The sequence below is a fragment of the Luteolibacter luteus genome, from assembly GCF_012913485.1.
Taxonomy (GTDB): domain Bacteria; phylum Verrucomicrobiota; class Verrucomicrobiia; order Verrucomicrobiales; family Akkermansiaceae; genus Haloferula; species Haloferula lutea.
The window spans coordinates 2,267,664-2,280,760 of sequence record NZ_CP051774.1 but is presented as its reverse complement, the minus strand read 5'-3'; the positions used below and the strand labels follow the sequence as shown (position 1 = coordinate 2,280,760).

Below are 13,097 nucleotides of genomic sequence, written 5' to 3'. Positions count from 1 at the left end.
CGGGCACCCGCTACTCGTGTTAGCTTACAGGAGAAGCGTCGCCGGGTGGCAGGAACTGTCTGAGGGAAATCGGAGGTTCAGTGGGGGAATTTACTTAGAATGGCGGTCCGGGAACGCACTGAATCCTTCCCAATCTCACGGCTGCGAGCCATATCTCCGAAGATGAAGGAGTCATGGCGCGTGCTGGCGATCGGAGCAATGGTGCTCGCATCGGGGATTGCCGGCTTTTCCTTGGGAAAGACGCGCGAGTCAAAGGCGGTAGCCTTTGCGCCCGATGCAGTACTACCGGCGAGCCGCCAAGGGACCGCGATGAAAGCACGCGAAATCGAGGCGGATCCCTTGAGGTCCTTCGAGAGGCTACTCACCGGAAAAGGCGAATATCAGGAGATCGGCGCAGTGATCTCCCGCATTCCTCCGGCGAAGCTGCCGGAGCTGCTCGATCGGCTCAAAGAAATCATGGCCGATCCCCCGAATGGGATCGACCCCAAGCAGCTTCGCGAGATCGCGGAGGCGATGTACTTCCACTGGGCGGAGGCGGATCCTCGTGCTGCTGTGCAAGACGCGCTCAAGAGGCCGGTGGAGGTCGACCAGTATCGCATGGTAAGAGTGGTGTTTACGGCCTGGCTAAAGACCGGCGGGTTGCCCGCTTATCAGGAAATGAAGCAAGTGGAGGACTTTGGCTTTCTCGCGAAGCAACTCTTGGCTCGCACTTGGACTAAGGACGACCTTCTCGAGAATCTCAACAGCTTTCCGGACAAGCAGGAGCGCGATGAGTTGCTCTCTTCGTGCCTCAACTCATGCGTTGAGAATCCCGAGAAACGCGATTCCGCGATTCGCTTGCTCCACGAACGGAAAGATCTGAGTAGGGGTAATGATGGCTTCAACCAGCTCTTCCGCTCATGGTCTTATCTGGACTTCGATGCCGCGATGCAGTCTGCGGAAAAGCAGAGCGTTGAAGGGCTTCAAGAACAGATCATCGACGCGACCATGAACGTCGATGCCGCGAATGCGATGCCGTGGGCCGTGACTCATGGCATGAAGCCGCAGCCCTCTTGGGAAGCAGGCTACGAAAATTGGTATCTCTCCGATCCGGAAGCCGCGAATTCCTGGCTCTCTTCGCAGACGAAGTCGTGGAATGACGACGGGCAGCAGGGCGCGGTCGCCAACTTTCTAACAAAGCAATTGGTCAGGGACATTGCCAAGGGTAAGGCAGGACCCCGCGACGCCTCGGAGGAGCAACTCGCATCGCATTGGGCCGAATGGCAAGCGAAGGATCCCAAGGCCGCGGAGCTTTGGTTGGATGGAGCGAAGCCCGAGGTCAGGGAGAGCATTACCAGGAAAGGAGATGCCCCATGATGATCCATGGTAGAAGTTGGATGCTGATTGCAGTGCTCTGTTTGGGCGCTGCGGGTTTGGGCTATCTGCTTGCGGGAGGCGGACCTCCATGGGGAAAGAACTCTTCATTTGGAGCTGCGAAGCAAAGAGTCGAGGCCGGACTTTTCCTTGGCGATGCGCCTGGCCGGGCTTTCAACTCGGAGGATCCACGGCGTGCTTTACGGATTCGCTCCGAGGTGGAATTGCTTGCCTTGAAGCACGACCTCAGGAGCCGCTTCGAAACCAGCCCCTATGCATTTGTGGATTTCGCCTTGCGAGAACAAACGGCAGCGATCCTGTCGACCATGAGTGCGGACGAGCTGGCTACCTTCGCTCGGGAATTCGACAAGGAGCCGGGAAACGAGCGCTTCCCGCCGACGACACCCAATCATGCACTCCTGCGTGAGATCATGCGCCAGTGGGCCCTCAAGGACCCTTCTGCTGCCAGCCTCGATGCCGCAAGGCATCCGGAGCGGCCAGCCAGCCAGGTCTTCGAGGATTGGCTAAAGCGGGATCTCCAGGCAGCGGAAGCGTGGTTGAAGAGCGGAGCCTTCACCCCGGATGACAAGGTCGCGCTGGATAAGCTTCAGAAAAGCTTCCTTAAGGAAAAGGTAGCGGACGACTTTGATTCTGCCCGGAAGGATTGGAGCAAACTGGACCCGAAGAGTCGCGAAGAGGTCTTGGTCGAGTGGGGCGAGGTCCTTGCCCATGATCCCGTCCGTCGCTCCGAGTTGCTGCGCCTCTTGGAAGAAAATGGCGACGAGGAAGTTCGCTTGGATGTTTACAGGAAGCTCACCGGAACCATGGCGGCACGCTCTCCGAAGGAAGCCGTGGAATTTGTAGAGGCTGCCGATCTGCCGGAAGCAAGCAAGGATGCGCTCTATGACAAGGCCTTGGTCCACTGGTCGGAGAAGAACCCGAAGGAGGCCATTGAATGGTGGATCGCATTGGACCGGCAGGAAGCTCCACCGAGGGGTTTGGCGGCAGGCATGTTCATGATGGGGATGCAAGATCCGGAGCTTGCCACCGGGTGGGTCCGGGATTTGCCATCGGGAAAAGCCCGGGAAGGATTCGAGGACACCTTGATGGAAAGCCTGTTGGCCTTCTACGTGCCGAAGGCCGCCGATTTCAGCGCTTCGATCGAGGACTCGGGCCGTCGCCACAAGTACCTCCGCGAGGTCTATCGAAAATACAGCGAGCAAAGTTCAGCGGCGGCAAACAGGTGGCTCGATGGCCTTCCAGAGGAAGACAGCGCCGCTGTGAGAAATCCTTGAGGGAAAAGCGCAGCCCGGAGAAAATGGAAAGCCCGCGGCCCTCCCAAACCGCGGGCTTTCTCTCACAAACGATTCGCGATTACTTGCGAACCACTTTGAAAGTGGAGGTGCCCGCAGCCCTCCCAAACCACGGGCACCATGCGTTGCCGCATTGTAGTTCTACCGATACGCGGAAATCGCTGGTGCGCAAATCGATGCATGTGGGGATTTCTACTTACGCACATCCACCCTCTCTTTGGGAAAAAGGCGCGGTTGCGAACCATGCAAGGCGTCCGATCTTCTCGCATGACCTCGCTGCAGATTCCCGCCCCCACAGAGAAAAGCCAGATCGCCGATTGTGAAGTCGGGGACTGGATCCCGAGCAGCCGAGTGCAGGACTGGAACAAGAAGCTGCCGACGCAAGAGTATGCGTCCCCGGAAGCTGGGAAACCGTGGCTTTTCATTCGCGGCTTCGGCAAGGGTGGAGGCACCATGCAGACTCTATGGAAGCGCGTGGAGTAGGGCTAAGCAGCATTGCATCGTGAGATCGTGCGTATTGCGCGATGCCGACTCGAGCCGTTGCGGTGAAGGGGGGCCGTCCCGTTCCAAGTCTCTGAAAAAAGGGGTGATTCGAGGCTGGCACGATGTGTGCAAACACAAGAGACGTGAATGCGCCTCAAATTGCTCACGTGGAATTCTATGGAGGTCCGGAAGACGGTCGGGTCATCGACGCCGAAGTGTTCCGGGATTTTCAAATGGAATGCGGCGGCATGGCACAGGTTCTCCCGCTGATGATCCGGGATGAAACGAGGTCCGGTTCGGAGCTCGAACTCATCGGATATTACGTGATGGAGAATGTGAAGCGCGGCACCCTTCGCTATCGTTGGGAGTTTGCCGAATAGGCATTCAGGAAAGATTCCGTGGTTGGAAGCGGGGCTCTGCCCCGCGGTCTGGCGGTCCGGTCGATGGCGATACCGGACCGCCGCTTCTTTTTAAGGGGGGGCAGCCCCCACCATGGAAAAGGAAGGGCCCGGCTTGCGGAGAATCTTCGAAGCCGGGCGGCTGGGATGGGCGAGAGATTCAGGGCGCGGGGGTGTCCTGAACGTTCTTCGGCGGAGCGGGGGCCGATGCAGGCACCAGGTGGTTGCTTCCCGAGGCGGAGATCATCCCGGCTCCCCAAACTTCCGTTGTCTGCGGCACCAAGATATCCTCGAGGTAGTAGTAGTCTGCTTGGACCTGCTGCTCTGTCACGGAGAGCACGAGGTATCCATGGCGGTCGAGATCCGCGAATTTCATGTGCGGATTGTTGTTAACGCCCGTTGGAGGGAAGGGCTTGTTGATGGAATCTTCCAGCAGTCCGCTGAAGAACTCGCCCATCTCCTCATCGAAATTTGCAGCTGACAAACTCGGGGTGACGAATTCCACGGCGACTGCACCTGCACCCGTCGCCGGATCGTAGGCAGGATTTCCCAAGACGGGATCAGCCACTTCAAAGGCGAAACTGCAGTGGATGTCACCGGTGAGGATCACCACGTTTTCCACGTCCTCCGTCTCGATGAAATTCACTAACTCCGCCCGTTCAGCGGGATAGCCATCCCAGATGTCGAGGAATTGGCTTTCGAGAAAATCACCGGTCACCAGTGGATCCAGGGCGGCAGCATAGGCGATGTTGAATTCCGAGAAGATCACTTGGTTCCCGAGAATCTTCCACTTCGCAGTGGAGCTCCTGAGCTCGTCCTTCAGCCACTCTTTTTGCGTTGCCCCTAACATCGTGCGGTCGGGTGAGTACAAGAGCGGGCTGTTCACATCTTCGATCTGGATGTTCCGGCCTTCGACCCGGGTATCGAGCAAGACTAGATCCATCAGGGGGCCGTAGCTCAGCGAGCGGACGATGCTGCTGCCATTCTCACGGATCGGCATCCACTCGAGATAGGCCCGGATGGCTGCCGCCTTCCGCGTCTTCCAGCGTCCTTCCTTCCGCGGATTGTGATTCTCCGCTCCGCCCTTCCACGCGTTGTTGGCAAACTCGTGATCATCCCAGATGGCGATGAATGGATGCTGCTGGTGAGCCCGCCGCAGGTTCGGATCCAGATGGTAGTTCGCATAGCGGGTCCGGTAGTGCTTCAGCGTGACCGTTTCGTTGTGTGGGAAGAGTACCCGTTCATCCCGGATCTGCTCGGAGCTATACGAATGATTGTCCGGATACTCGTAAATGTAGTCGCCCACGTGGATGACCGCATCGATATCGGTGCGGCGGGAAATCTGTTCGTAGCCGGAGAAGTATCCCCACTCGTAGTTCGAGCATGAGACCACGGCGAACTTCAGTTGATCCACCGGGCCGTTCGGTGCGGTCTTGGTCTTACCGGTTAGGGACTGCTGTCCGAAAGCCTCGAAGCCATAGTAGTAGGTTTGTCCTGCAGTTAGGCCGCGGACATCGATCTTTACCGTGAAGTCCCTGGCTCCGCTGGTCAGGGTGTTCCCGCTGGCGACGATTTGGGAGAGCGTGGGGTCAGTGGCGACAGTCCATTTTACTGGCACCCTGCGGTTGGTGGTAGCTCGCGGCTTTCCCGGGGGTGTCACCCGCGTCCAGATGATGAAGCCGTCAGGCAAGGGATCACCTGACGCGACCCCATGGTAGAAGGGGGCGAGTTCGGGATCATAGAGGTCTTGGATTTTGAACGGGATCTGGCTATGGGCCGGATGGGTAAATGCCGCAAAGAATGCGGCAACAAGCCATACAAGGATTGCTGGTTTCATTTGGGTTTGTGGTTTGTGCAGTGAAGTGGCGCACCTGCCAGGGGACCTTCAAAGCAGGGGCCAGGCGCGCCTGTATTTCATGAGCAACGGGCGTTCCCGAATCCGGACATCGCTTGGAATGCGGACCGCTCCACATGGCGCGGGGGAAGCGTTTGAGCCCCTTCGATTCATGCTCCGTTGTGGCCTTTGCAAAATGTCGATGGCTCTTGCAGAGTGCGCGTCGCTTGGTGGACAAGGCGGAGATTGGAAAGGATGCTTCTCTTCCGCCGCCAATGCTGGATCTACCGTGGATCCCTCCGCTTGGCAGTTCGCGGATTGGAAGCAGGAAGCTCTCGCGAGGTAGAGGAAATCCCTTGGTATGCGACCTGCGATTTCAGTGGTTCCGCCCGGAGAGCGCTCCGGGTGCGCAAACCTGAAACGAAACATGAAAACACTGACCCAAGCAATTGTCATTGCCTCGGTAGGCCTCGTACTACCGCTGAGTGCTCAAGTCACCCAGACCCGTGAAAAGACCGAGACCAAGGAGAATCCCGACGGCAGCGTGACCGAGAAGCACACGACAACCACAAAGACCTTCGATGCCACTGTGCAGAAGCGTGTGGTGCAATACTTCGACCCGTACAAGGAAGAACGCTACGGTCTCCCGCCGGCGATCGTCACCAGCGTGAAGGTGAAGGAAATGCCGGTGGCATGGAGAACCTCTGCGCTGAACACGGGCGTAGTCATCACCGAGAAGGAGCGTCCTTATCTCGTTACTGCTCCTCCGGAGCTCATCAAGGTTCTCCCTGCTCGTGATGAAGTTCGCTACTATGTGGCGGGCGGAAATGTCGTCGCCGTGGACAAGGAATACCGAGTGGTCGACTCGGTCCAAATTCCTTCCATCAAGATTACCGTTGATGATTGAACGGCTCCGGACAGCGATGTCCGACCAGAGCCGGATGGAAAGAGGACGGCCCCAACGGGAGGATCCGCTGGGGCCGTCCCATTGTGTTCAAGGGGGGAACCAACATCGGCCACTGTGTCAGGGCGCAGGATCGAAAGCAAGGCGGCGATGAGAAGCAGATTGTAATCCTGGGCCTCGATATATGATTTATATGGAAACAGGCGTTGCATTCGACATGGGTGGACCGCTCGCCCGAGGTGCGAAAAGCCCTGTGTGCGTCCATCGAAACGGGTTTGTAACCGGCCGGATCCTTGCTGCGTCAATGAAGTCGGCAGATTGGCACTTTCCTTGCGAAGAGAGCGGTATGCTCGCTCAAACTACCCAAATCGCCCGTGTGGAATTCGTCGGTGGTCCGGAAGACGGCCGGATTGTGAATGCGGATCAGTTCCGCGGATGGGAGGCCATGACGGAGAGTGTCGGAGAGCCTCCCATGCCCGTTGCTATCGGTGAGGGCACGATTCCCGCCGATGGGGAGGAACTGGAGTTGCTCGGCATGTATGTAATCGGGGAAGTCGAAGGATCGACTTTGCGTTACATGTGGAAGCCTCAGGAATAAATCGCCGGAACTTCGAACCCGCTTTTGAGAAGGGCGCTGATGCGCCCTTTTTTCGCGTCCTGTCCTTGCGATGGATGGGAATGAAAATGCCACTCCCCCGGATAGGAAGAGTGGCACCTTGATATGCTTTGAAAGCGGGCCGTTTAGAAGTTGAAGCGAATGCCGCCACCGATGCCCACATCATCGAGGTCATCGATGTTGGCGCCGAAGAGGCTCACGTCATCCATCCACAGGTAGCGGGCACCCGCGTAGATTTCGAAGTTCGGGTTCACATTGTAGACGAGACCGGCGAAGACCTGTGCAGTGAAGACCCAATCATCATCGCTGGCGAAGCCGGCATTCACATCGACGCTGGAAGCGCCGAGGCCTACACCGGCATAGAAGCCGAAGGACTCATTGAAATTGTAGCGATACTTGTAGTTTGCGGTGATCGGGACGATGTCCACGTCGATGTTTACCAGGAACGGGTATGTCGTCTCTTCCTGTCCCATCCAACCGGACTCCAGGAAGATGGCGTGGCCGTTCCCGAAGTCGTAGCCGAGGTGGCCGTTGTAAAAGCCTTCCTCGGAGTCGACCATGTAGTCCGCACCACCACCAATGAACCAGTGGGGGCTGGTGCCATAATCCGTGGTCATGGTTCCCGTGGTACCAGTGGTGGTCGTCACGGCATCACCCGCCATCAGCGCGGAGGGGAGGCCGAGAGCGAGTGCTGCGGTCAGTGCAATAGTGGTGGTTTTCATAGGCATCGCATATTTCAGGCAAAGATTTCGAAGCGTCAAGGGGGAAGAATTGTAGTGAGCTTCCCCTTTTGGCAGCACACCGCCTTGGTTTTGAGCAATTTGGAACCATCGGTTCTTTCAAGAAAGGAGGCCTCTCCCCGGCTGTTTGGACCCTGTCCTCGACACTCTCTGGCGGGCAGTGCACCCGTCACAGCCCATGCCAAGTGCACCGCCTCGCCTCGGGGTGGAGAATCTGAAATGGGTGCGGCTCCTCCTCCATCGCCATCAAGAGAAGGAGCCGCCACTCTCGTCCAAGGGGAAGAAGAGTGATCGTCGCCTTCATCTAGCAAGGGGTTTGCCATTCTTTCCTCACGCAGCCGAAGTGCGGGAACTCTCCGGATTCGGCGTTCAAGTCGCCGACAATCCAAGGAGCTGAAGGAGATTCAGGGTATTCCTGCCAAGGTGCGGCAGCGTGGGCCTTCCTGTGCAGGCGTGCTCCCGGATCGACAATTTGCAGAAGCGCCGAGCGATCTGCAACGGAGCCTTGGCGCTGCTTTCCGCAGGGATCATTCGGGCTTCAAGGATACAGCGCCAGAGACCCCCGTGGCGTAGGGGCTGCGAGACCCCGGGCTGCTCGCCGGAAGCAGGACCGCACAGCGACGACCTGCCGTCGGCAAGCGGCACAAACCAGAAAACCAAAAAACATGAAAAACAAACTGTTGATCCCCGTGATCCTCGCGTCGGTGGCGCTACCCCTTCAGGCGGAAATCCTGCAATTCGACTTCTCTCCATCCGGCACAAGTCCCGCGGTGGGTCTGAGTCCCGCCAATGAAGTCCCCGCCGCGTCAGGCACCGGAAGCGGTGGTGAGATCCTTGGCGGGATCACCTTCGATACCACCACGAAGCTCCTCTCCCTACCGATCGCCTACGGCTCCTTCGGAGGCTTTACGAACCTGACGGGTCCTGCGACCGCGGCCCACATCCATGGCCCGGCATCCACCACCGCCACTGCACCTCCGATCCACGATTTCCTCTCCGCAGGTCAACACCTGGCCGCTCCGGTTCCGGCGGAGGGCGGGGTCATCGTCGGATCGGTAACCTTGAACGCCGCGAATGAGGCCAGCCTGTTAGGCGGTCTCCTCTACGTGAACATTCACACCGCTGCCAACGCGAATGGTGAGATCCGCGGACAACTGGTCCAATCCACAGGATCTCCCACCGTCACCTGTCCGGAAGAGACTACGGTGGAATGTTCCTCTCACGAGGACACCCCCGTGGAATTGGTCGCCCGGGTGGGAGATCCCGATGGGGATTCCTTGATCGTCGTGTGGACCATCGATGGGGAAGCTCAGCCTGAGATCGAAGTTCCTTCAGGCGGTGCGACCACCAGCGCGGAAGTTCCCTTCGAAGTAGATCTTGGCTTGGGCGAACATACGGTTTCCGTCTCCGTTTCGGATGGAACGAATGTCGCTGTTAGCTGCGAGACCACCGTGACCGTCGAGGATACGGTCGCCCCGGAAATCATCCGCATCAAAGCGGATCCGGAAACCCTCTGGCCGCCGAATGGAAAGATGCGGAAGGTCAATCTGGACGTGAAAGCCAAGGACGCCTGTGGCGATGTGACCACCGAGATCGTCTCTGTTGTATTGAGCGATGGTGGCACGGCTGACTTCGTGATCGTTGACGAAGATACCGTCCAGCTTCGTGCGAAGCGCGCCGGCAATAGCGAACGGACTTACACGATCACCGTCGAGGCGACCGATGAATCCGGCAACAGCACCACCGGCACCGTCGATGTGACCGTGCCGAAGTCGCAAGGCAAGAAGGGCAACCAAGGCCATCAAGGTAACCAGAACCAACGATAAGATCCATCCATCCTCGCTCGCTCTCGTGGTCGTCGGTCCGGAAGGGGCCGATGGCCACGTCTCTTTACCGGAAGAGACACGGCTGAAACCAGAGGCCGGTGGATTCCAGAGGCCGTCTCTAGGAAATGAAAAAGGCCAGCAGATGCTGGCCTCATCATTCAGAAAATTGGAGCGGGCGATGAGATTCGAACTCACGACATCCACCTTGGCAAGGTGCCCCTAATGGCCTTTTTCGTGTCATCGCCCCTAAATTCATATCGGAATCGCCATCTTTTGCCAGGTATTCGGGCCCTGATTCGGGCGCAATTCGGGTCCGCCCGGATGGTATGAGGCATGGGGGGAGGGGGCAACGGCGGCGTCGATCAATCCGTCTGCCGGATGATTCGCCTTGAACAAGCAGCCGCGGATGTATCGCTTTCCTCGCAGAAGCATCGATGGCAGAAATCCGACATTTAGCCCAAGCCCCGGTTATTGAGGCGATTCTCGCATTTCAGGCGGACATCTCGTCGCAATGGGATAGTCAGGACATCCGGGGTGGGCTTCCGATTCATTTTCCGGGATTCCCCGAAATCCAAGAGCAGCGAACCTTTGAAGCTGCGCTGGAAATTGTTCAAGGTGAGGAACCTCGTCCTTCTTTCCACACTAATCCGGCGGGGATTTTTCTGCTGCACAAGGGTGATCGGACTGCGGCGATCCAGCTCCGACGAGATGGATTCGCATTTAGCCAGTTAATGCCGTATCCGGGATGGGATCACTTCATCGCTGAAGCGCTCGAGCAGTGGAGCATTTTCCAGAAGTGGCTGGGAGTGGATGAGCCGTATTCCGTCTTCGTCCGATTTATCAACCGACTCTCTTACCCGACGGAAGGTTTTCGTCTTAGCCATTACTTTGAGACACCTCCCGCCCCCCCGAGCGGCACGGGGTGGGGTTTCAAGATATTCAGAGAACATCACTTCTACTGCCCTCCGGACGGGCGTTATACGATCGAGTCGGTATTTTCCCGTGAGCAGGATGGCGAATCTCCGAAAACAGCTGAATTTCTGCTAGATCTAACGATTTCCCCGGTATATCCTTTCGCAGAACTGGATGCAGACCTTGACCAGTTGCTTGGTGAGATGAGAGTTCTTAAGAATCAAGCATTCTTCTCCAAGCTCACCGAGGAAGCCCTCACCCCCTACCTCTGATCATGTTGGACCTAGCAGCTTGCCCTGCCCCGTGTGACCACGACGGATGGTCTGTGAGTCTCTCCGAATTCAAACGCCCGAAACAGACTGCTTCTGCTTCATTCTGGCCGGTTTCGATGCGCGCCGCTTTGAGGGCGGAATACTCGGAGCTTTTGGCTGAATGCTCTGTGTCGGGCTGGAGCGGAGAGCGGTCCCTTGCGATCCGTCGCGATGCTGCCGCTGCGGCGGCAAAGCTCATCGAGCATTTGCCTGCTGACGTGCCCGATCCCTCGTTAGGGGCCCTCCCTGAAGGGCTGATGACCTTTGAATGGTACCGTAGCCCCCGCCGTGTTGTAATGGTGGTTCCAAATGCTAACAATGGAGTCGACTACGCGATCGTGCGCGGTCGCGAAATCATCCATGGAAGCGCTCCCTTTTTTGGGAGCCTTCCGGCAACAGTTCTGTCAAATATTCGACGTCTCGCCCGGTAGCGTGGACTGGGAAGAAACAGGACCGTTGTCTGGTACCGAGGTGTCCGATGACGAGATGCTCTCGCATTACCTTTTTCGAAAGGAGTTGCGCGCCGACGGAACTGTTCGCCCAGAGGCCGTGATACCGTTTCCTCACGAGGGACTTTCCGTCACCCGTCATAAAGGACTTTCTCGTGACGAAATTTGGCGTTGCGGCGAAATAGTCGCCGCCAAACAAGGTCGCACTCTATTTGGCCGAGCTGAGGTCTGCGCTGGCAACCTCCCGTTAGGATTAAGCGCGACCTCGGACGAACCTCCCCGAAACCACGCAGACATTGTGGGTTGGCCCTCTGAGCGATCTGCGCAGCTTGCTCAAGGACTTCGGCTGGCAGCGGCCTGCAAAGGGATCACCAAGTGACGGATCTTCGGCGCCAATCTTATTCCTGAACTCGGTGCCGATCCGAGGGGCGTCGTCGGGCAAATTCCGGGCCGCGCCGGCTGGAGGCGCGTGGTTTGGAGAAGTCCCAGAACCAGGACAGGAGCGGAAGAATTCCGTTTATAATTCAGGGTCGACCGCAAAAGAGCCGTGCTGCTGACTTGTGCTGGAGAGCGATCTGAGATAGGCGCCGAGGAAACTTTTATGACCCACCAAGAACTTCTGCATGCTCTACCTAGCCTTCTCCCCGCGGCCGCCGTCTGGGCGGCGGAGCAAGAGCAGATTGCCTTGGCGACAGGCGTCCCTCTCAACCCTGATGGTATAGCAGAGGCGAGGAGGGTGGGCGTCAGAGACCCCGAGAAGATTCGAGTCCTTGTGGTGCCCGTTATTCCGGCTCCTTCTCAGCCGGACCTGCGGCAAGCAGCGGAAGCAGTTGGTTTCCTAGGTCCTCACACGTGGGGCTTGGCAGTGGGGCACGGAATCTTCCTACGCGAGGATCAAATATCGAACCTCACGACCACGTCTCATGAATGCGTGCATGTGGCGCAATATGAGAGGCTCGGCGGCATCCTGCCCTTCCTGACCCAATACCTCACAGAGGTGCTACAATTCGGGTATGATCAAGCACCGCTCGAGCTCGAGGCTCGACGCAATGCTTATCAGTGATGCTCTTATCCCAGCGTGTTCGAAAGGTAGCCGGCGACGATCTGTGCGACCTCCACGGGGGTAACGTCGTCCGAGATCTGATTGAACTCGATCTCGTCGACTGGCCCTTGAGGGATTACACTGTAGCCGAGGTGTGGGACCAGCGCGGTCCGTACTGAGAAGACCAACTTGCCCTTGAATGGCTTCGAAGGGATGCCCAGAGAGATCCTCCAATCTCCATGAGATGTGGAATCGGTTTCGATCGACGCTTGGACCCCTGCCGCCTCGAGATCCTTCCAAGCCTGCAGGAGAGTCCTGCTGATGACGGTGTGGAGCACCTCATGCTTGGTTTTCAGCGATTCCGAATACGTCTCGCGGTGTGCTGCGATTTTCGCCTTACGCTCGCTAGCGCTTTGCTGTGCGGAGGCGATCACTTCACTGAATTGATTCTCTGACATAGCGCGCGAATTCTAGCGCGAGTGGCAGCGGTTTTCAACCGGCTGGCCTACTGCGCGGCCTCCCAAAAAAATCTTAAGCAGATCCCTTGACGACGCGCGGAATTGAATATTTTTCGGAATTATGGCACTGCACAAAAATGCATTGATGGCCGACCTTCGGGGGGCGATCCGCCATGAGCGCGTGATCCGCTTTACCTACGAAGGCCGGAACTACGTAGTCGAACCACACGAACTAGGCCGGAATCCTGTCACGGGCACCTACGAGTTCACCGCCTGGGTGAGGAGTGGTCCGTATGGCATGCTGCCGACCTGGAAGACCTTCCACTACTGGAAGGTGAGGGGATTGGAGGTGATGCCCGACAAGTTCCTTCCACGGCGGATTGCTCCGCAGACACTGGATTTTGCTGGGTGACACGGCAGGAGAAGGGGAGAGGCGGGAGCCTCATCTCGCCTCTCCT

Annotated in this window: 12 protein-coding genes; 9 read left to right on the top strand and 3 right to left on the bottom strand. The window is 57.8% G+C overall.

The window, feature by feature from the left end:
• The first annotated feature begins 162 nt into the window (after positions 1-162).
• The 4 genes from HHL09_RS09485 to HHL09_RS09470 all read left to right on the top strand — a co-directional run bounded on the left by HHL09_RS09485 (position 163) and on the right by HHL09_RS09470 (position 3,529).
• Positions 163-1,356 carry a hypothetical protein gene (locus HHL09_RS09485; RefSeq protein ID WP_169454318.1) on the top strand — a complete coding sequence of 398 codons (1,194 nt, stop codon included), beginning with the start codon at positions 163-165 and terminating at the stop codon, positions 1,354-1,356.
• Between the two features lie 215 nt (positions 1,357-1,571).
• Positions 1,572-2,648 carry a DUF445 domain-containing protein gene (locus HHL09_RS09480; RefSeq protein ID WP_169454317.1) on the top strand — a complete coding sequence of 359 codons (1,077 nt, stop codon included), beginning with the start codon at positions 1,572-1,574 and terminating at the stop codon, positions 2,646-2,648.
• Between the two features lie 285 nt (positions 2,649-2,933).
• Positions 2,934-3,149 (top strand): hypothetical protein, encoded by a 216-nt coding sequence (locus tag HHL09_RS09475; RefSeq protein ID WP_169454316.1) that lies wholly within the window; start codon positions 2,934-2,936, stop codon positions 3,147-3,149.
• Between the two features lie 143 nt (positions 3,150-3,292).
• On the top strand, positions 3,293-3,529 hold the full coding sequence (locus tag HHL09_RS09470; protein ID WP_169454315.1) for a hypothetical protein: 237 nt from the start codon (positions 3,293-3,295) through the stop codon (positions 3,527-3,529).
• 178 nt (positions 3,530-3,707) lie between these two features.
• Here the strand turns inward: HHL09_RS09470 and HHL09_RS09465 are convergent, their stop codons facing one another.
• On the bottom strand, positions 3,708-5,384 hold the full coding sequence (locus tag HHL09_RS09465; protein WP_169454314.1) for an alkaline phosphatase D family protein: 1,677 nt from the start codon (positions 5,382-5,384) through the stop codon (positions 3,708-3,710).
• A gap of 424 nt (positions 5,385-5,808) precedes the next feature.
• Here HHL09_RS09465 and HHL09_RS09460 point away from each other — a divergent pair, with 424 nt between their 5' ends.
• Positions 5,809-6,288: a hypothetical protein gene (locus HHL09_RS09460; RefSeq protein ID WP_169454313.1), complete on the top strand. Its 480-nt coding sequence runs from the start codon at positions 5,809-5,811 to the stop codon at positions 6,286-6,288.
• Between the two features lie 343 nt (positions 6,289-6,631).
• Positions 6,632-6,883: a hypothetical protein gene (locus HHL09_RS09455; protein WP_169454312.1), complete on the top strand. Its 252-nt coding sequence runs from the start codon at positions 6,632-6,634 to the stop codon at positions 6,881-6,883.
• Positions 6,884-7,026: 143 nt separating this feature from the next.
• Here the strand turns inward: HHL09_RS09455 and HHL09_RS09450 are convergent, their stop codons facing one another.
• Positions 7,027-7,623, bottom strand: a complete 597-nt coding sequence (locus tag HHL09_RS09450) for an outer membrane protein (RefSeq protein ID WP_169454311.1) — start codon at positions 7,621-7,623, stop codon at positions 7,027-7,029.
• Between the two features lie 683 nt (positions 7,624-8,306).
• On the opposite strand from HHL09_RS09450, the gene HHL09_RS09445 reads away from it, so the two are divergent.
• Together HHL09_RS09445 and HHL09_RS09440 are read left to right on the top strand one after the other, a co-directional pair.
• Positions 8,307-9,467, top strand: a complete 1,161-nt coding sequence (locus tag HHL09_RS09445; protein ID WP_169454310.1) for a CHRD domain-containing protein — start codon at positions 8,307-8,309, stop codon at positions 9,465-9,467.
• 434 nt (positions 9,468-9,901) lie between these two features.
• Entirely contained in the window at positions 9,902-10,651 is a 750-nt protein-coding gene (locus HHL09_RS09440) for a TIGR04255 family protein (protein WP_169454309.1), read from the top strand.
• A 1,556-nt stretch (positions 10,652-12,207) separates the two neighbouring features.
• On the opposite strand, the gene HHL09_RS09435 is transcribed toward HHL09_RS09440, so the two are convergent.
• Positions 12,208-12,639 carry a hypothetical protein gene (locus HHL09_RS09435; protein WP_169454308.1) on the bottom strand — a complete coding sequence of 144 codons (432 nt, stop codon included), beginning with the start codon at positions 12,637-12,639 and terminating at the stop codon, positions 12,208-12,210.
• A 145-nt stretch (positions 12,640-12,784) separates the two neighbouring features.
• Between HHL09_RS09435 and HHL09_RS09430 the strand changes: the two genes are divergently transcribed.
• Positions 12,785-13,051 (top strand): hypothetical protein, encoded by a 267-nt coding sequence (locus HHL09_RS09430; RefSeq protein ID WP_169454307.1) that lies wholly within the window; start codon positions 12,785-12,787, stop codon positions 13,049-13,051.
• Positions 13,052-13,097: the final 46 nt, after the last annotated feature.

Bases quoted from the DNA above. Each gene is read 5' to 3' on its own strand.
- HHL09_RS09485 (WP_169454318.1), top strand. From the start codon at position 163: ATGAAGGAGTCATGGCGCGTGCTGGCGATCGGAGCAATGGTGCTCGCA.
- HHL09_RS09475 (WP_169454316.1), top strand. From the start codon at position 2,934: ATGACCTCGCTGCAGATTCCCGCCCCCACAGAGAAAAGCCAGATCGCC.
- HHL09_RS09465 (WP_169454314.1), bottom strand. From the start codon at position 5,384: ATGAAACCAGCAATCCTTGTATGGCTTGTTGCCGCATTCTTTGCGGCA.
- HHL09_RS09460 (WP_169454313.1), top strand. From the start codon at position 5,809: ATGAAAACACTGACCCAAGCAATTGTCATTGCCTCGGTAGGCCTCGTA.
- HHL09_RS09455 (WP_169454312.1), top strand. From the start codon at position 6,632: ATGCTCGCTCAAACTACCCAAATCGCCCGTGTGGAATTCGTCGGTGGT.
- HHL09_RS09450 (WP_169454311.1), bottom strand. From the start codon at position 7,623: ATGAAAACCACCACTATTGCACTGACCGCAGCACTCGCTCTCGGCCTC.
- HHL09_RS09445 (WP_169454310.1), top strand. From the start codon at position 8,307: ATGAAAAACAAACTGTTGATCCCCGTGATCCTCGCGTCGGTGGCGCTA.
- HHL09_RS09440 (WP_169454309.1), top strand. From the start codon at position 9,902: ATGGCAGAAATCCGACATTTAGCCCAAGCCCCGGTTATTGAGGCGATT.
- HHL09_RS09435 (WP_169454308.1), bottom strand. From the start codon at position 12,639: ATGTCAGAGAATCAATTCAGTGAAGTGATCGCCTCCGCACAGCAAAGC.
- HHL09_RS09430 (WP_169454307.1), top strand. From the start codon at position 12,785: ATGGCCGACCTTCGGGGGGCGATCCGCCATGAGCGCGTGATCCGCTTT.